Source organism: Cronobacter sp. JZ38 (assembly GCF_008932145.1).
Lineage (GTDB): Bacteria > Pseudomonadota > Gammaproteobacteria > Enterobacterales > Enterobacteriaceae > Cronobacter > Cronobacter muytjensii.
The window spans coordinates 381,812-399,597 of the sequence record NZ_CP017662.1 but is presented as its reverse complement, the minus strand read 5'-3'; the positions used below and the strand labels follow the sequence as shown (position 1 = coordinate 399,597).

The following is a 17,786-nucleotide window of genomic DNA, read 5'->3' as shown; positions in this document are numbered from 1 at the left end:
TTAAATATCACTACCGCCTGCGGGCGTTATTTTATAATTTTCTGCCGCGATGAGATCGCCTGGCACATCAACATCCAGCACCACGCCCGCATCGTCCAGTGCCAGCGTCAGCACCTCGCCGCGCGCCCGCGCCGTCTGCACAACGGATTTTGCGCCCTCGTCGCCGGAAAGCGCAGCCAGCGCATCAAAATACTCACGCCGGAACGCGACCGGATGGCCGTGGCGTTGCTGGTAGTGCGGCACCACGACCGGTTTCTCGTTAAGCGCCTGCGCCACGCGGCGTATCGAGGCCGCGGTGATAAACGGCAGATCGCCCGGGAGGATCAGCCAGCCTGCGGCATCCGGCGTCGCTTTTACGCCAAGCGCGATCGATTCCCCTATCCCGCCGGTGCCGCCTGCCGGCCTCACAAGATGCCAGCGCAGGCCGGAAGTTTCCGCTGCCGCCAGTACATGCGCTAACACCGGTTTGCCATGAAGCAGGGCGTCCAGCTTGTGCGTAGTCGCGCCGCCTGCGCGAAACCGCTCGCCCTTTCCGGCGGCGAGAATAATGATGACCGGCGGTGTGGTCGCAGACATTAGCCTGCCGCCTGTGCTTCTGCAAGGCGCTGCCGGGTCGCCGCGACGTCAGCCAGGATGCTGAGCGCCAGCGATTGCGCGTCGCGGGCTTTGGGGAAAATACCAATTGGCGCTTTAATGCGGGCGATATCCTCCTCGCGCCACCCGCGCTCGCGTAGCGCCTCCGTGCGCCTGGCATGCGTGCGCTGGCTGCCCAGCGCGCCGATATAAAACGGCCCGGCGGCCAGCGCGGCGTTAAGCACCGGCAGTTCACGGTCAAGATCGTGATACAGCAGGATCACGGCGGTATCGGCGTCCATCAGCGCGGCATCGGCCTGCGGCTCCGCGCCGCTACTGACATGCACGTCATACCCTGCCGCCCGCGCCACATTCGCCGTCGCGTCGGCTTCAACGGAGCGCCCATAAATGATAACGCGCGCGCAGGGCACATAGCGCACCTCGAAACCGTCGTCGCGCCAGCCCGTTTCCCTCGCCGGCAACACGCTTTGTAGCGTCTGCGAGGCCGGATGATAACGCATCCCGGCGGCTTTACGCTGCGCCAGCGCGTTGAGCGTCGCCAGCAGCGGCGTGACCGACCGTAACGGATGAATGCTGAGCGTAATGCCGCCGCCGCAGGGCAGCACAATATCGAAATATGGCGAGCCTTCGCCGTATTTCACCACGCGGTCTTTGCCGCAGGCTATCGCCTCCAGCGCTTCATAAGCGGCGGCCGATTCCACGCAGCCGCCGGAGACAAAACCGCAGTACGCGCCATCTTCGCGCACCGCCATGTGCGCCCCGAGCGCGCGGGACGAGCCGCCGCGGATATCTACCAGCGTGACCAGCGCCGTCGCCATACCGGCGTTCAACGCCTGCAACGCGAAGCGCAAAATTGTCGCGCTGTCGTCGGTTAACAACGCCGCCTCAGGCCGCGCCTGTTCTGTCAGGAGGGATTGTTGCAGCACTTTTTCTCATCCTTCTGTCAAACTGCGATGCGATACCGCTGACGACGCGGGGCCGTCAGCGGACGCGTTCCTTACGAGGCAAGCTCAGGCAGGCCTTCAAGTAATTTATCGAGCGTGATGGGGTATTCCCGCACGCGTACGCCGGTTGCGTTATAAATCGCGTTCGCAATGGCGGCGCTAACGCCGCACAGGCCCAGCTCGCCGACGCCTTTGGCTTTCATCGGCGATGACACCGGGTCGGTATCTTCGAGGAAAATGACCTCCTGCGTCGGGATATCGGCGTGAACCGGCACCTCGTAGAGCGCCATGTCGTGGTTGACGAAAAAGCCGCGCCGCGTGTCGACAAACAGCTCTTCCATCAGCGCACCGCCAAGGCCCATCGTCATCGCGCCAATCACCTGGCTGCGCGCGGTTTTCGGGTTGAGAATGCGACCGGCGGCGCAGACGGCCAGCATGCGGCGCACGCGCACCTCGCCGGTGTTCGCCTCCACAGCCACTTCAACAAAATGCCCGGCGAACGTAGACTGCTGAAACTCCTTGTCGAGGGAGCCATATTCCATGGTGTCTTCTGCAGTCAGCGTACCGTCGGCGGCAGCCTGCGCGAGCGGCGCGACCCTGCCTTCGCTGCGGATCTGACCATCGGCGAATTCCGCGCTGTTCGGGTCAAATCCGAGCCGTTTCGCTGCGGCTTCGCGCAGTTTGACGCAGGCGGCATAGACTCCCGCCGTTGAGCTGTTGGCGCCCCACTGCCCGCCGGAGCCGGACGAGATCGGGTAATCGGAATCGCCCAGGCGCACGGTCACGCTCTCCAGCGGCACGCCCATCATTTCGGCGGCGGTCTGGGCGATAATGGTGTAACTGCCGGTGCCGATGTCGGTCATGTCCGTTTCCACCGTCACCCGGCCCTGCGCATCCAGATGTACGCGCGCGCCGGAGGGTGTCACCAGGTTATTGCGAAACCCGGCCGCCATGCCGAGGCCCACCAGCCAGTCGCCTTCACGCACCTGGCCTGGCACCGGATTACGCTGCTGCCAGCCGAAATGCGCCGCGCCCGTGCGCAGGCACTCCACCAGCTGGCGGCGCGAGAAAAAGCGCTCCGGATGCGCCGGGTCGACCTGGGTGTCATTCATGATGCGAAACGCCACCGGGTCCATGCCGAGCTTCTCGGCCATTTCATCAATGGCGATTTCCAGCACCATCATTCCCGGCGCTTCGCCAGGCGCGCGCATGGAGTTGCCCTCCGGCAGGTCGAGCTCCGCCAGCCGCAGCCCGGTATGGCGGTTCGCCCCTGCGTACAGCAGTTCGGTCTGGTTGGTCGCCGTCTCCGTCGGCCCGCCCGGCAGGTTGCCGGACCAGCTCTCGTGCGCGATGGCGGTAATGCGCCCGTCCTTACGCGCGCCGAGGCGCACCCGCTGGATGGTCGCCGGGCGGTGCGTAGTGTTATTGGGAATAAACGGTCGCGGCAGCATCACTTTCACAGGGCGCTGCACCGCGCGGGCGCCGAGCGCGGCCAGCACCGCGTCGCTTCGCAAAAAGAGCTTGCTGCCAAAGCCGCCGCCGATATACGGCGAGCGCACGCGAATGTTTTCCAGGGGAATGTTGAGCGTTTTAGCGAGATCGCCGCGCCACCAGTTAATCATCTGGCTGGAGGTCCACAGCGTGAGTTTATCCCCCTCCCAGGCCGCCATTGACGCATGCGGCTCCATCGCCATGTGGCTTTGATCCGGCGTGGTGTAGGTGGCGTCGAACTGCACGTCGGCGCGGTTGAACGCGCTGTTGAAATCGCCGACCGTTTTATCGGGCGTATCCTCCGGCGGCGTCGTCACGGCGGGCTTTTCTTTCGCGAGATCGTACGCGCCCGGCGCTTCTTCATACGTCACCGTAATCAGCCCGGCGGCGGCGCGCGCCTGCTCAAAGGTCTCCGCCACCACCACGGCGATAGCCTGATGGTAGTGCTCTATCTCCGGGCCGCCCAGCAGCGTGGCGGCGTTCATGTCGCCTTTGCCGAGCGGGCCGGCGTTCTGCGCGGTGATGACCGCCAGCACGCCGGACGCCTGTTCCGCCGCCCGGGTATCCATAGCGGTAATACGTCCTTTGGCGATGGCGGAGCCGACCACATGACCGTAAGCCGCGTTCGGCGCTTCATCGTGCCATTCATAAGCGTACGTCGCCTGCCCGGACGTTTTCAGCGGTCCGTCGATGCGATCGCGTGGCCGCCCGACCACGTTTTGCTGGTCGATCGGGTTCTGTGTTGCCGGTTTATCGAATTTCATCAGCCTGCCCTCGCTTGCGTCAGTACCGAGGCGAGCGTGCGCTTCGCCAGTACCAGCTTGAATGCGTTTTCCGGTGTCGGTTGCGCGTCGGCAAAGAGCACGTCGTAGACGGCCTGCGCGCCATGAGGCACCTGCGCGTCCGCCGCTTCAACCCGCCAGGGCTGATGCGCCACGCCGCCGAGCGCCACGCGTCCGGTGCCGTCCGGCTGCACAATCGCCGCCACCGAAACCAGCGCAAACGCATACGAGGCGCGATCGCGCACTTTACGGTAGATCTGCGTGCCGCCCACCGGCGGCGGCAGCGTTACGGCAGTGATAAATTCGCCGGGCGCAAGCGTGGTTTCCAGATGCGGCGTATCGCCAGGCGCGCGGTAAAACGCCGCGATGGGGATATGCCGCTCCTCGCCTTGCGGGTCGACGGTTTCCACCACCGCATCCAGCAGACGCATGGCGACCGCCATATCGCTCGGGTGCGTGGCGATGCAGGCGTCGCTTGCGCCGACCACCGCTAACTGGCGGCTGTAGCCCTGCATGGCGGCGCAACCGCTGCCGGGCTGGCGTTTGTTGCACGGCTGGTTAGTGTCGTAGAAATAGGGGCAGCGGGTGCGCTGAAGCAGGTTCCCGGCGGTCGTGGCCCGGTTGCGTAACTGCCCGGACGCCCCGGCGAGCAGCGCGCGGGAGAGCACCGCGTAATCGCGGCGCACGCGCGGGTCCGCCGCCAGATCGGTGTTGCGCACCAGCGCGCCTATGCGCAGGCCGCCCTCGTCGGTGGGCTCAATCGTGTCCAGCGCCAGGCCGTTCACGTCGATAAGATGCACCGGCGTTTCTATCTCAAGCTTCATAAGATCGAGCAGATTCGTGCCGCCTGCGATGAATTTCGCGCCGGGTGTGCGCTGGGCGCTGGCCGCCGCCTCTGCAGGCGTCGCGGCGCGTTCATAAGTGAAAGCTTTCATGAGGATCCACTCCCGGCGACATCTTCGATCGCGGCAAGAATGTTGGAATACGCGCCGCAGCGACAGATATTGCCGCTCATTCGCTCGCGGATCTCGTCGGCGGTCATTTCCGGGGGCGAGACTAAATCGTGCGTCACATGGCTTGGGATGCCCGCTTCTATCTCTTTCAGCATGGCCACTGAGGAACAGATCTGCCCCGGCGTGCAGTAGCCGCACTGAAAACCGTCGTGCTCGACAAACGCGGCCTGCATCGGGTGCAGGTTGTCCGGCGTGCCGAGGCCTTCGATAGTCGTTATCTCTGCGCCTTCGTGCATGACCGCGAGCGTCAGGCAGGAATTCACGCGTCGCCCGTCGACAAGAACCGTACACGCCCCGCACTGGCCGTGATCGCAGCCTTTTTTGGTGCCGGTCAGGGCCAGATTTTCGCGCAGCGCGTCCAGCAGCGTGGTGCGGGTGTCAACGTCCACCTGTCGGGTCTCGCCATTTACCGTCAGCGTCAGCGCCATATACTGCGGCGCGCCGTCCGCCTCGCGCCGATGCGCGTTGTGTATTTCATCGCCTTGGTTGCTCATGCCAGGCCTCCAGTATCGTCAAAGCAGAAAGGGCATAAACCGCTACGATGCCGCGCGGTTTTTTTTATAACGGACTGTTAATAATAGACGGCGCTGGCAACCCGGCGGCGCGAGCGGGTGGATCGGCGTCAGAGCGAACCCCGGGGACGGCGCGGGAACAGGGGCGCAGGCCCCTGTAAAAGAACGTAAAACGCGCGCTACTGACGGCGTGGACGCGTGGCCCACAGCGACGCGCCGACAATAAACAGCCCACCGAGCCAGGCCGCCGGGGTGAGCGACTCTCCCAGCCACAGCATGGCGAACAGCGCGCCAAACAATGGCTCGGTTCCCATCAGCAGCGAGGCCCTGGTGGGCGTGGTGCGCTGTACCGCGTAATTCTGCGCAAAGAAGGCGAATATCGTGCAGAACAGCACCAGATAAAGCGTCGCGATCCAGAAGCCTGGACTGATCGGCAAGGCGGGAAGGGTATGATAAGTCCCGAGCAGCACCGCCAGCGCCCCGGCGGCAACCACGCCGGTCTGTACGGCCGTCAGGGCAAGCGCTGGCACATCGTGCCGCTGCGTCAGCGTTTTTGTCAGGCACACCATCACGGCCCGCAGCAGGGCCGCGCCCAGGAGAAGCGCATCACCCACGCCGAGCCCGGTAAGCGTGCCGCCGGTCAGCAGCAGCGCGCCGCACAGTGAAACGCCCGCCGCGATAAACGCCCGCGTTTCCGGGCGCGTACGAAAGACCCGCCATTCGACGAAAGGCGTCAGCACCACGCACAGGCTTATCAGAAACGCGGCGTTGCTGGCACTGGTCTGCGCGACGCCAAAAGTTTCACACAGAAAAATCGCCAGCAGCACCGAGCCAGGTGCCAGGCCCGCCGCCGTCGCCTCTCGCCAGTGGTTTTTCAGCGCAGGCAGCAGAATGAGAAACGTCAGCATAAAGCGAATAAACAGAAAGCCCGCCACCGGATAGAAAAAGAGCGCCTGACGCGCCATGCCGTAACTGGTGCCCCACACCACAGCCACTCCCAGCAGCATAACCTCGGCATATCCGCTGCCTGCGCGCCGCACCTCACCTTGCGCGCTCATATTTCTCTCCCCGCCGCCGGGATGAAAAACCCGTGACGCGTCGCAGGGTCTGCGCCCGCACGCCATCGCCGGTCAGCACGGTGACTTTACCGCCGTGCTGGGATAGTTTGTAAAACAGATAGCCGCGGTTAAGCAGCGCGAGGATCTGTTCCGACCGGCACGGCGCCTGTTGATAACGCTTCATGATCGCTTTCCTTGTGGTTAAACGTGAGAGTTGCGGCCTGCCACAGGGCGATTATGGGGCATTCCGCCCCGGCGAATAATCGGGGTAAACAAACAAGACTGTTGCGCTATGAGAACAAATCAATACATGGGACTGCTGCCGTACATGGCGGTGTTCGTGAAAGTGGTGGAAACGGGCAGCTTTTCCGCCGCGGCCGAACAGCTTGGCACCACCGCATCGTCGGTCAGCCGCCAGGTGGCGAGCCTCGAAAAAGCGCTGTCGGTAAAGCTGCTGGAGCGCACCACACGGCGTCTGCGGCTCTCGGCAGCGGGCGCCGATGCGTATGCCCACGGCTGTGAAATCGTGCAGGCGGCGGCTTGCGTCATGGCGCTGGCGGAGCGGGTCAACGACGCGCCGCAGGGCATGGTGAAGCTCAGCGCCCCGCGCGCCTTTGGCAGGGCGCTGATTGCGCCGCATATCGCAGCGTTCCTGAGCCGTCATCCCGGGGGCGATATCCAGCTCCAGCTGACCGACCGCCAGACCGATTTGATTGGCGATGAGCTCGATCTGATGGTGCGCATTACCGACACGCCCCCCGAAGGGCTGGCGGCGCGTCCGCTTATCCGGGTCAGCCATGTCATTTGCGCCACGCCCACGTACCTGAATAAGCACGGCTACCCGCAGCATCCGGACGATCTGGCGCGACACCATTGCCTCTATCTTGGCGAGACGCCTGGCGATAACGTCTGGAAATTCCGGCATCTGGAAACACACGATCGCGTTAGCGTCGTGGTACACGGACGTTACGTCACCAACCACAGCCTGGCGCGGCGGGATGGCGTGTTGAGCCATCTGGGTATCGGCTGTCTGCCACGGTTTGTCGCCCGCGAGGCGCTGGAGGCCGGGCAACTCGTTGAGGTGCTGCCGCAGTGGGATTACATGACGTCCTATTACGGTATGGCATGGCTGCTCTACCACCCGAACCGCTTTCTGCCGCCGAAGTGCCGCGCGTTGATCGACTTCCTGGCAGAGAAAATCGCCGGGTCGCCGCCTTGCGCGGTCGAAGGCTAAAAATTTGCCGTCCGCCGCCGATACCTCTGGTATCGTGAATTCCTCTGAAGCCGCCCGAACCGCCTGAGCCTGACACTATGATTTCCATCTGCATGATCGTGAAAAACGAGGCGCAGCACCTTGCCGCCACGCTGACCTCCGTCGCTGCGCATTTTGACGATATCGTGATTGTCGATACCGGCTCGCAGGACGAGACCAAAGCCATCGCGCGCCGCTTTACCGATAATGTTCATGACTTCGCCTGGGTGGAGGATTTCTCGGCGGCCCGTAACGCCTCGCTGCACTATGCGCGTCACGACTGGGTGCTGGTGATTGACGCCGACGAGGCGGTAGCGGCGGTCGATGTCCCGGCGCTACAGGCGCTTATCAATGCGCATCCGCAGGGCGTGGGCCGCGTGGAGCGGATTAACTATATCGACGAGGGCGAAGGGATGACGACCGTGCGTGAACGGGTATCGCGCCTGTTTTCGAAGGCGCGCTATTGCTATCAGGGTGTGATCCACGAACAGGTGACGCCGCGCGCAGGCATCCCGGCAGGCGAGACATTCCCGGCGCCCGTGACGCTGGATCATGTCGGCTATAAAAAAGCGGTATTGCAGCAGACGGATAAAATCAGCCGTAACATCCGGCTGCTAACGCGCGCGCTGCAAACCCGGCAGGACAGCCCCTATCTCTGGTTTCAGCTCGGTAAAAGCCATTTTCTGAAGCGCGACTACCCGGCGGCGGTTCAGGCGTTTCGCGAGGCGCTGCGTTACCAGCCAAATGTGGCGCTGGAGTATGTCGAAGAGCTGTGGAAACCCTGGGCTATGCGCTGATTAATAAGGGCGACTACGCCGCCGCCATGACGCTTATCGATTACGAGCGATGGTACACGTCGGCCGATTTTACGTTCCTTAAGGCGTTAATTCTGATGAACAACGGCAAGCTTCAGGAGGCCGTGGACACCTTTATAGCCTGCACAACATTGCCGGAGGGCAACAAAGCGGGCGTCAACAGCTTCAAGGCCTGGTACAACATCGGCGTTATCCTGGAGATTTCCGGTATGACGCCCGACGCGCAGGCGTGTTATCAGCAGTGCGGTGATTACCCGCCCGCGCAGGCCGGGCTGGCGCGGCTTAACGCCTGAGCCTTCAGCGCGGCGCGGCGCCGCTCTCCTTTAGCGCCTCCACCACCAGTGAAAACGCAGGAGATGGCTGCTTTCTGCTGGGATAATAGAGGTAATAACCGGGAAACGGACGACACCAGGGTTTCAGCACCTGTACCAGCCGTCCTTCTTCGATATGCGCGCCAAATTCCTCTTCCGGCAGGAAGGCGATGCCAAGCCCCGCCAGCGCCGCATCCACGATATGCGCCGAAGTGTTGAAAATTAGCTGGCCTTGCACGCGCACATTCACCGGCCCGTCGTCGCCGTCAAACTCCCACACGTAAACTCTGCCGGACGCGGCCATACGCATGTTGATGCAGTTGTGCTGCATCAGATCCTGCGGCGTCTGCGGCACCGGATGGCGGGCGAAATAGTCCGGCGAGGCCGCCGCCGCCATCCGCAACGCCGGCCCAATGGGCACGGCAATCATGTCTTTATCGATGGTGTCGCCCATGCGCACGCCTGCATCGAAGCGGTCCGCCACAATATCGCGAAAGCCGTGGTTAGCATCGAACTCCAGTCGGATATCCGGATATTCGCGCAATAGCGGCGTCAGTTTCGGCAGCAGAATGGTATGCAGGACGTTCGGCCCACAGGTGATGCGTACCGTGCCCGCAGGCTTGTCGCGCAGGGCGGTTAACATATCCAGCTCCGCCTCTATCTCATCAAAACGGTTGCCGATCGCCTGCAACAGCCGCTCGCCTGCGGCAGTAAGCGAGACGCTGCGCGTGGTACGCGTCAGCAGGCGGATTTGCAGCCGCGCTTCGAGACCGCTTATCGCCTGGCTCAGCGCAGGCTGGGTGACGCCCAGCTGCGCGGCGGCGCGGGTAAAGCTCCCCTCACGCGCCACGGTCACAAAAGAGAGCAGATCATTAAGATTTCGCTTCATTCTGGCTCCTGCCGGTGCGATTTATAAATATTACTTATAAGCCCATTAAGCATTCATTAGCTAGTCAGCACAAGACGCGCGTGTAACACTTTTACCGTCACTTGCATGCCAGCCCTGCCGCGCGGTCTCCGCGCTGTCGCGCACAGGTCCATTGACCTTATCCGCGCCCATAAAAACATCCCGTCACATCAGGTTTTTATTCTCAATAAAAGCCCGACCCCGGTGTGCCTGCGCACGGGCTGGCGCAGAAAAAGCGAAGGAAAAATATGTCCGGAACGTACCAGGAAACAGAAATACAAAGCGAAAAGACGCCCGCTTACTGGGCCGGCGTGCTGGCGATGACGCTGTGCGTCTTCGCGTTAGTAGCCTCGGAGTTTATGCCGGTAAGCCTTTTGACGCCGGTTTCGCGTGATTTAGGCGTCAGCGAGGGGTTGGCGGGTCAGGGGATCGCGATTTCCGGCGCGCTGGCGGTGCTGACCAGCCTGTCCATTGCGCGTCTCGCGAGCAGCGTCAACCGTAAGGCGTTGCTGCTGGGGCTGACTATTTTGATGGCGGTTTCCGGCGTCATCATCGCTATCGCGCCCGGTTACCTCACGTATATGGCGGGACGTGCCTTGATTGGCGTGGTGATAGGCGGCTTCTGGTCGCTCAGCGCCGCGACAGCGATACGGCTGGTGCCGCGCCATCAGGTAGCGCGCGCGCTGGCGGTTTTTAACGGCGGCAACGCGCTGGCGACGGTTATCGCCGCCCCGCTCGGCAGCTGGCTCGGCGGAGTGATCGGCTGGCGCGGTGCGTTTTTCTGTCTGGTGCCGGTCGCGATTATCGCGTTTATCTGGCAGTGGATAAGCCTGCCTTCAATGCCATCGTCGCCGCAAAAGACGCGCCAGAGCGGCCTGCTGCCTCTGCTGCGCCAGCCACTGGTGCTGACGGGAATGGCGGCCTGCGGGATCTTCTTTATGGGCCAGTTCGCGCTCTTTACCTATGTACGGCCCTTTCTTGAGTCCGTCACCCGCGTCGATGTCCCCACGCTGTCGCTCATTCTGTTGGTTATCGGGGTGGCAGGGTTTACCGGCACGATACTGATTGGCGGCGCATTGCGCGCCGGGCTCTACCGGACGCTTATCGCCATTCCGCTGCTGATGGCGACGGCAGCCATCGCGCTGACCGCTTTCGGACATCAGCTCTGGCTGGTCGCCGCGCTGCTCGGCGGCTGGGGGCTTATCGCGACCGCCGCGCCAGCGGGCTGGTGGACGTGGGTCGCGCGTACGCTGCCGGATAACGCCGAGGCGGGCGGCGGCCTGATGGTGGCGGTCGTTCAGCTCTCCATCGCGCTCGGCTCCACGCTCGGCGGACTCGCCTTCGACCACAGCGGCTGGCGCAGCGCGTTCCTTCTGAGCGCCGGGCTGCTGCTGCTGGCGGCGCTGCTGGCCGTGCTGACCGCACGACACGATCAACACCCTGATTTCTGAGCCGTAATACGGCTGACTACTAAGGAGCCTCGTTATGAAAATCAAAGCTATTGGCGCGATTTGTGCTACGCAACCGCTTGAACCTATGGAGATTTCCCGCCGCGAACCGGGCGCGCAGGATGTGCAAATCGCCATCGCGTATTGCGGCGTCTGCCACTCCGATATTCACCAGGCGCGCGCCGAATGGGCGGGCACGTTATTTCCCTGCGTGCCAGGCCATGAAATCGTCGGACGCGTCACCGCGACCGGGGCGCAGGTTTCCGGCTTTAAGCCGGGCGATTTGGTGGGCGTGGGTTGTATTGTGGACAGTTGCAAACACTGCGAGGAGTGCGACGAGGGCCTGGAAAACTACTGCGATCATATGACAGGCACTTATAACTTCCCGACGGCGGACGCGCCAGGCTATACGCTCGGCGGTTACTCGCAGCAGATCGTAGTGCATGAGCGCTACGTGTTGCGCATCCGTCATCCGGAATCGCAGCTTGCCGCCGTGGCGCCGCTGCTGTGCGCCGGGATCACTACGTATTCGCCGCTGCGCCACTGGAATATCGGGCCCGGGAAAAAAGTGGGCATTGTCGGCATCGGCGGGCTTGGGCATATGGGCATTAAGCTTGCGCATGCGATGGGCGCGCAGGTGGTGGCGTTCACCACTTCAGAATCCAAACGCGACGCGGCGAGAGCGCTGGGCGCGGATGACGTGGTGGTGTCGCGCAACGCCGATGAGATGCAGGCGCACGCGAAAAGCTTCGATTTCATCCTCAATACCGTGGCGGCGCCACACAGCCTGGATGCGTTCACCGCGCTGCTCAAACGTGACGGCACGATGACGCTGGTCGGCGCGCCTGCCTCGCCGCACCCATCGCCGGAGGTGTTTAACCTGATTTTCAAACGCCGCGCGATTGCAGGCTCCATGATTGGCGGCATTCCGGAAACCCAGGAGATGCTCGATTTCTGCGCCGAACACAACATCGTCGCCGACATTGAGCTTATCCGCGCTGACGAGATCAACGAGGCCTGGGAGCGCATGATCAAAGGCGATGTGAAATATCGCTTCGTGATAGACACCGCCACGCTCGCCTGAGTATTCCCACGCCGGGCAACGTAAACGTCCGGCGTCGCGATGTGGTCCATAACGCTTTTAGCTTTGACAGGAGATTGTGATGACTGAGATTTACCGTTGCGGTTCACGCGCCTCTTATGGCGGCCCGGAGGCGTGGTTTACGGGTACGGTGCGTATCGACCCGCTCTTTCCGGCAAACGATCCGGCCCGCGCGAGCGGCGGCAGCGTGACCTTTGAGCCCGGCGCGCGTACCGCCTGGCATACGCACCCGCTGGGCCAGACGCTTATCGTCACCGCCGGTTTCGGCTACGTGCAGACCTGGGGCCAGCCTGCGCGGGAGATTCGCCCCGGCGACGTGGTCTGGATCCCGCCGCATGAAAAACACTGGCATGGCGCAAGCCCGACCACGCCGCTGACGCATATCGCGATACAGGAAGCGCAGGACGGCAGCGTCGTGGAGTGGCTGGAGCACGTCAGCGACGCGCAGTACCACGCGCGCGGTTGATAAGCGCGGCCTGCGTTTGCGGCGCAGGCCGCGGCGCGAAAAAGCTTATCGGCGTGCAAAGGCCAGGTATAATCCGCAGCAGCGGGAATGGCCCGCGCCATTTTCCTTTGCGACAAGGACGTAATCATGAACGCGCCCGCGGACAGATTTCAACACACGCTGCTTTGCATTACCGTCGGGGTGGCCTGGTTTACGCTACCGGTCGCCATCTCCCTGTTACCAGGCTATTCAGGTATTTACCGTGCCGGGTTCGCCACGCCGCTGCTCTATTTCGTATTCTGGCTGCCCTTCGCCCTGCTCTGCTGGCGAACGTATCAGAAACACTACGGACTGCTGCCGCCGGGCAGGCTGAGCGTGCAATCGCTGGTATTGCCGGGGCTGGCGCTGATGGCGCTTTCGATGATCCACGGGTTGTTTGGCAGGCAGGAGCCCTGGAGCGCCACGCTGTCAGAGATGTCATCCTTTAGCCTGGCGCTGACGGCGATCTGCATCTGCCTGCTGGCGCCGGTGGTGGAAGAGGTTATCTGCCGCGGCTTTTTGCTGAACGCGGGCATCGGTTGGGGCAAAACCGGCCAGACGATAGCGATGGTCGCCACCTCGCTGTTTTTCGCCATCGGCCACGCGCAATATCAGATGCCTACCACCTTCATCTGGCTGTTTGTCTTCTCGGTGATCCTCTGTCAGGTGCGCATTCATACCGGCAGCCTGCTGGCGCCCATCGTGCTGCATTCGGCGACCAACATTATCGGCATGATGGCGGCGCTGAAACTCTCCTGAACTGCCTTACGCCGCCGGGAACCGCAGAATAAAGCGGTTCCAGCCCTCTTCATGCTCGACCGCCACCTGACCGCCGTGTAGCCGCACGATCGCCTGGGTGAGCGCCAGCCCAAGACCAGTCCCGGGCGTGTGGCGCGCGTTGTCGCCGCGCCAGAAGCGCAGAAACAGTTTATCCGCCTCGGCTATCGGCGCGCCCGGATTGGCGACGCTTAATACTGCGTAGTCCGCCTCCTGAGCAGCGGCGATCCGTACGTCGCCACCCGTTGGCGCATGGCGCAGCGCGTTGGTCAGAAGGTTAGTAAGCGCTCGCTGGAGGAGCAGACGGTCGGCGCGCAGCGTCCCGCTCGCCTGCACGCTAAACGTGATGCCGCGCTCTTCCGCCAGCGGCTCCAGGAAATCGGTCAGTTGATGGATAAACGGCTCAAGCGCCAGCGTCTCGCGGCGTAGCGCGATGTTTTGATGATCGGCGCGGGCGAGAAACAGAATGTTTTCAATAAGTCGGGTCATCTGCTCCAGCTCTTCGATATTGCCGGCAAGCAGGTTCTGATACTCCTGCACGCTGCGCGGGCGTTGTAGCGCGACCTGATTCTGCCCCAGCAGAATGTTGACCGGCGTGCGCAGCTCATGAGCGAGATCGTCGGCAAAGCGCGTCAGCCGGGCGAAATCCTCCGCCAGCCGGCGGCGCATGGTATTGAGCGCCTCGCCAAGCGGCAACAGCTCGCGCGGCAGGGTCTCCAGGCTTAGCGGCTGTTGCAGCGTCTCGCTGCCGGTGCGGGCGGTGGCCTCGCTAAGACGGCGAATCGCCCGCAGTCCGCGGCGGATAAGCCACGGGCTTAACAGCGCGGCGGCGAGCGTCGCCAGCAGGCAGACCAGCAGGCTTTCCCGCCGATATTCCGCCAGCATCTGCGCGCGCTCCTGCGCCACGCGCGCCACGGTGATGACCAGCGGCCCGTTTTTATCGCTCGCCGTCAGGGCTATCGCGCTGACATACACGCCGTCGGGCCGCCGCCAGCGGTGCAACGCCTGGTCGTTCACGCTCCGCCCCGGCAACACCGGCGCGAGCGTCGGCAGCGTCACGCCCGCCTGGTTGATGTTCACCAGCGTGTCGCCATCGACGCGGCGGATCAGCAGCACATCCTGTCGCGTATCCAGCATACGGTTGAAATAGAGCGGCAGCTGGCGCGGTTCGGCGCCGTCCGTCAAAAGCTGGCGCAATTGCGAGGCGCGGTTGAGCAACGTCTGATCGTCGCGCCAGACCAGCTCCGCGCTGAGCGAGCGGTAGAGCGACACGCCGGTAACACCGCAGGCGAACGCCACCAGCAGCGTAAAAATGAGCGTCAGGCGCAGCGTCAGTGAGGGGCTACGCATCGCTCTCCTCCGGCGCGTTGAGCCGATATCCCATGCCGCGGACGGTTTCAATCAGCTTGAGCGGGAAGGGATCGTCGATTTTCTTGCGCAGGCGACGGATGGCGACATCCACCACGTTGGTTTCGCTGTCAAAATTGATGCCCCAGACTTCGCTGGCGATAAGCGTGCGCGGCAAAATCTCCCCGACGCGGCTCGCCAGCAGCCAGAGCAGGGTAAATTCCTGGCGGGTCAGCGCGATCCGCTCGCCGCCGCGGCTGGCGGAGTGACGCGCGGTATCAAGCGTGAGGTCGGCCACCTGTAACGTCGCAGCGGCGGGCGCATGACGCCGCAGCTGGGCCCGTACGCGCGCCAGCAGTTCGGCGAAAGAAAAGGGCTTTACCAGATAGTCATCCGCGCCAAGCTCCAGCCCCTTGACGCGATCGCTGACTGCGTCTCTCGCCGTCAGGCAGAGTACCGGCGTGGCTTTGGCGGTGCGCAGCGCGCGCAACACCTGCCAGCCGTCGAGGCCCGGCAGCATGATATCAAGGATGATAAGCGCATAGTCCTGGTCCAGCGCCAGGTGCAGGCCATCGCGCCCGTCGGCGACAGCGTCCACCACCAGCCCCGCCTCGCGCAGCCCCTTTTCGAGCCACGCGCGGGTTTTTTCGTTGTCTTCAATCAGTAGCAGTTTCATGGCGACAGTCTCGCAAAGAACGCAGGCGCTGCCCAGCGCAGACACGCCGGATGACAAAACTGTCATCTTCGCGTCAGGCTTTTTCCCGCGCGCGGCTGGCAGGATAACCACACAACCCATTAAGGAGGAATGACAATGAACCGTTTTCAAACGCTTGCCGCCGCTGCCCTTTTCGCTCTGCCAGGGCTGGCGCTTGCCGCGTCTTCAAACTTACTGAGCGTACATGTGCTCAATGAACAGACCGGCAAACCCGCGCCGGGCGTAGTGGTTAAGCTTGAGAAAAAACAGGGCGACGCATGGCAGCCGCTGAACCAGGCGACAACCGATAAAGATGGCCGTATCAAAGCGCTGTGGCCGGACGCGCCCGCCGCCGCAGGCGACTATCGCGTTATCTTTGAAACCGGCGACTATTTCGCCTCGCATAAGCAGTCCAGCTTTTTCCCGGAAGTGCCGGTGGTGTTCCATATCGACAACACCGACGAGCACTACCATGTGCCGCTGCTGCTGAGCCAGTACGGCTACTCCACCTACCGCGGCAGCTGAAAACCGGGCGGCGGGCAGCACAGGATGTTGCCCAGAAAAACGAGCAGTGGCGAGGACTCTTTCTCGCCGTAATAGTCGACGTCAGGCAGCGCGTAAAGAAAGCTGATATCGCTGACGCCGCGCTCGCAAAGCTGTTCCGCCGCCGCGCGGGTTAAAAACGCAAACTGCGGGTCGAGCGCCGGATTGTGCGGATGAATCGATCCCGTCTCGCCGGGCACGGCACCATACCAGAGCGCGATCGCGCGTTCCGCATGGCCCGGCGCAAACCCGAAATCCTGCAAAAAATGGCGCTCGCAGCCGGGCGCGGGCAGCGCCTCACGCAGCGCCTTTTCATCGTCAGTCGTGGAATACCAGACCGCAAAATGCATCGTCGTCATGCTGTTCTCCGCGTCGCGTTGCCTCAGAGTTTACCCAGCAGCCGGAACCAGCCGTAATCCAGCGGCAGCAGGAAAAGAAACGTGACGATCGCCAGCGCCAGACAGAGCTTCATCCCGGCGCGCGCCGGTACGTTGCCAAGCGCCATCGCCACCACAATCGGCGACGCCTGATACGGCAGCAGCGGCGTCGAATATCCCAGCACCTGAATCATAATGGTCGACAGCAGCGGAAACCCGGTGCTGCGTGAAAAGCTTTCCGCAAGCGTGGTGTAAAGCGCCGGCACGCCGTTAGCGGTCATAATGAAATTCAGCGCGGTGGTGATGCCGGTGAGCGCGGCGAAGCTCGTAAAGGGGCGTTCCGGATCAAGCGGCATAATATGCATCAGCGCCTCGCCGACCGCGCTGCCGATGCCGGTATGGGTGACGGTCGTCGCAAGGCCAAGAATGCCCGCCACGTAGATACAGGTACGCATATTAACGCCGCTGGCGAACTCATCGCCGGTAATAAACCCGACGCGCGGCAGCAGCGTGATGACCGCCGCCGCAAGCCCCGTCCATGCAGGCCCGATGCCGTGCCAGCTCTCCGTCACCCACAGCACCAGCACCACCAGCAAAAGCCAGCCGAGGCGTTTTTCGGCGCGGCTCATCGGCGTTGCGGCGGGCAGTTCGCGCGGCCGCTGGGGCTTGCCGGGAAACAGCCAGCAGATAAGCGCTATCATCACCGCGCCCTTGAGCAGCCCCAGTACCGGCGTGTGCAGTAGCAGATAGGGCAGATAGTTAAGATGAATGCCGAAAGAGCCTTCCGCCGCGCCGCTCATGACGAGGTTCGGCACGTTAGCAGGCAGGATGGTGGCGGAAAGCTGAAAGGTGCCAAAACCCACCGCGAGCGCCAGGCCGTACCAGCCGCGGGTGTTTTCCTCGATACCGGCGCGTTTCGCCATCGCCGCCACAATCGGCATCAGCAGCGCGATGCGCCCCATGTTGGAGGGCATTACAAACGCCAGCGCATAGCTGAGCAGCACCACGCTCGCTACCATCTGCCACCAGGAGTCCGTCAGCCGCGCCGATAACGCCCGCGCGGCGCGGTCCGCCAGCCCGGTTTTGCGAATAGCCACGCCCAGCACGAAGCCGCTGAACACCAGCCAGAATGCCGATGACGCGAAGCCGCCGAACAGAACCTCCGGCGGGGCGATTTTGGCTATCATCGCCACCGCGAAAAAGAGCAGCGCGGTGATAAATTCCGGTAGCAGGGACGTCGCCCAGAGCACGATCGTCAGCAGAATAATAAGGGCGGGTAAGAAAAGCGGATGCGCAAGCCAGACGGACATACCTGTCTCCTGATGAATTTTTCAG

At 62.9% G+C, this 17,786-nt stretch carries 18 protein-coding genes and 1 pseudogene; 7 read left to right on the top strand and 12 right to left on the bottom strand.

Annotated elements, in window-relative coordinates; genetic code table 11:
• The 7 genes from BJP61_RS01850 to BJP61_RS01820 all read right to left on the bottom strand — a co-directional run bounded on the left by BJP61_RS01850 (position 1) and on the right by BJP61_RS01820 (position 6,578).
• The gene (locus BJP61_RS01850) at positions 1–576 is read right to left on the bottom strand and encodes a nucleotidyltransferase family protein (RefSeq protein WP_171997737.1); all 576 of its coding nucleotides are present in this window, start codon (positions 574–576) and stop codon (positions 1–3) included.
• Positions 576–1,520 carry an XdhC family protein gene (locus tag BJP61_RS01845; protein WP_171997734.1) on the bottom strand — a complete coding sequence of 315 codons (945 nt, stop codon included), beginning with the start codon at positions 1,518–1,520 and terminating at the stop codon, positions 576–578. The genes BJP61_RS01850 and BJP61_RS01845 overlap by 1 nt, the downstream gene beginning before the upstream one ends.
• A gap of 71 nt (positions 1,521–1,591) precedes the next feature.
• Entirely contained in the window at positions 1,592–3,793 is a 2,202-nt protein-coding gene (gene paoC / locus BJP61_RS01840; RefSeq protein WP_171997732.1) for an aldehyde oxidoreductase molybdenum-binding subunit PaoC, read from the bottom strand.
• Entirely contained in the window at positions 3,793–4,746 is a 954-nt protein-coding gene (locus BJP61_RS01835) for a xanthine dehydrogenase family protein subunit M (protein ID WP_171997730.1), read from the bottom strand. The genes paoC and BJP61_RS01835 overlap by 1 nt, the downstream gene beginning before the upstream one ends.
• A complete protein-coding gene (gene paoA, locus BJP61_RS01830) occupies positions 4,743–5,318 on the bottom strand; it encodes an aldehyde dehydrogenase iron-sulfur subunit PaoA (RefSeq protein WP_075192736.1) in 576 nt (191 codons plus the stop codon). The genes BJP61_RS01835 and paoA overlap by 4 nt, the downstream gene beginning before the upstream one ends.
• A 197-nt stretch (positions 5,319–5,515) precedes the next feature.
• Positions 5,516–6,394: an EamA family transporter gene (locus BJP61_RS01825; RefSeq protein ID WP_202624900.1), complete on the bottom strand. Its 879-nt coding sequence runs from the start codon at positions 6,392–6,394 to the stop codon at positions 5,516–5,518.
• A complete protein-coding gene (locus BJP61_RS01820; RefSeq protein WP_171997728.1) occupies positions 6,378–6,578 on the bottom strand; it encodes a hypothetical protein in 201 nt (66 codons plus the stop codon). Before BJP61_RS01820 ends, BJP61_RS01825 begins: the two co-directional genes overlap by 17 nt.
• Positions 6,579–6,686: 108 nt before the next feature.
• Here BJP61_RS01820 and BJP61_RS01815 point away from each other — a divergent pair, with 108 nt between their 5' ends.
• The gene (locus tag BJP61_RS01815) at positions 6,687–7,628 is read left to right on the top strand and encodes a LysR family transcriptional regulator (RefSeq protein WP_220393055.1); all 942 of its coding nucleotides are present in this window, start codon (positions 6,687–6,689) and stop codon (positions 7,626–7,628) included.
• Positions 7,629–7,705: 77 nt separating this feature from the next.
• Positions 7,706–8,754: pseudogene (locus BJP61_RS01810) on the top strand (glycosyltransferase).
• A gap of 4 nt (positions 8,755–8,758) precedes the next feature.
• Here the strand turns inward: BJP61_RS01810 and BJP61_RS01805 are convergent.
• Positions 8,759–9,661 carry a LysR family transcriptional regulator gene (locus BJP61_RS01805; protein ID WP_161580095.1) on the bottom strand — a complete coding sequence of 301 codons (903 nt, stop codon included), beginning with the start codon at positions 9,659–9,661 and terminating at the stop codon, positions 8,759–8,761.
• Between the two features lie 266 nt (positions 9,662–9,927).
• Between BJP61_RS01805 and BJP61_RS01800 the strand changes: the two genes are divergently transcribed.
• The 4 genes from BJP61_RS01800 (at position 9,928) to BJP61_RS01785 (ending at position 13,472) form a co-directional block, all read left to right on the top strand.
• On the top strand, positions 9,928–11,130 hold the full coding sequence (locus BJP61_RS01800) for an MFS transporter (protein ID WP_171997726.1): 1,203 nt from the start codon (positions 9,928–9,930) through the stop codon (positions 11,128–11,130).
• Positions 11,131–11,164: 34 nt separating this feature from the next.
• Entirely contained in the window at positions 11,165–12,211 is a 1,047-nt protein-coding gene (locus BJP61_RS01795; protein ID WP_038866637.1) for an NAD(P)-dependent alcohol dehydrogenase, read from the top strand.
• Between the two features lie 79 nt (positions 12,212–12,290).
• The gene (locus tag BJP61_RS01790) at positions 12,291–12,695 is read left to right on the top strand and encodes a cupin domain-containing protein (protein WP_038866635.1); all 405 of its coding nucleotides are present in this window, start codon (positions 12,291–12,293) and stop codon (positions 12,693–12,695) included.
• Between the two features lie 126 nt (positions 12,696–12,821).
• On the top strand, positions 12,822–13,472 hold the full coding sequence (locus BJP61_RS01785; RefSeq protein ID WP_038866633.1) for a type II CAAX endopeptidase family protein: 651 nt from the start codon (positions 12,822–12,824) through the stop codon (positions 13,470–13,472).
• Positions 13,473–13,478: 6 nt separating this feature from the next.
• On the opposite strand, the gene BJP61_RS01780 is transcribed toward BJP61_RS01785, so the two are convergent.
• Both BJP61_RS01780 and hprR read right to left on the bottom strand, forming a co-directional pair.
• Positions 13,479–14,840 (bottom strand): heavy metal sensor histidine kinase, encoded by a 1,362-nt coding sequence (locus BJP61_RS01780; RefSeq protein ID WP_171997724.1) that lies wholly within the window; start codon positions 14,838–14,840, stop codon positions 13,479–13,481.
• Positions 14,833–15,513: a response regulator transcription factor HprR gene (hprR, locus tag BJP61_RS01775; protein WP_171999224.1), complete on the bottom strand. Its 681-nt coding sequence runs from the start codon at positions 15,511–15,513 to the stop codon at positions 14,833–14,835. Before hprR ends, BJP61_RS01780 begins: the two co-directional genes overlap by 8 nt.
• Positions 15,514–15,648: 135 nt before the next feature.
• Between hprR and uraH the strand changes: the two genes are divergently transcribed.
• Positions 15,649–16,056, top strand: a complete 408-nt coding sequence (gene uraH, locus BJP61_RS01770; RefSeq protein ID WP_007735323.1) for a hydroxyisourate hydrolase — start codon at positions 15,649–15,651, stop codon at positions 16,054–16,056.
• Here uraH and BJP61_RS01765 read toward each other — a convergent pair.
• Together BJP61_RS01765 and BJP61_RS01760 are read right to left on the bottom strand one after the other, a co-directional pair.
• Positions 16,041–16,433, bottom strand: a complete 393-nt coding sequence (locus BJP61_RS01765; RefSeq protein WP_038866629.1) for a hypothetical protein — start codon at positions 16,431–16,433, stop codon at positions 16,041–16,043. The genes uraH and BJP61_RS01765 overlap by 16 nt on opposite strands.
• A 23-nt stretch (positions 16,434–16,456) precedes the next feature.
• Positions 16,457–17,761, bottom strand: coding sequence for an SLC13 family permease (locus BJP61_RS01760; RefSeq protein ID WP_171997722.1), 1,305 nt, complete (start codon positions 17,759–17,761; stop codon positions 16,457–16,459).
• Positions 17,762–17,786 lie beyond the last annotated feature (25 nt).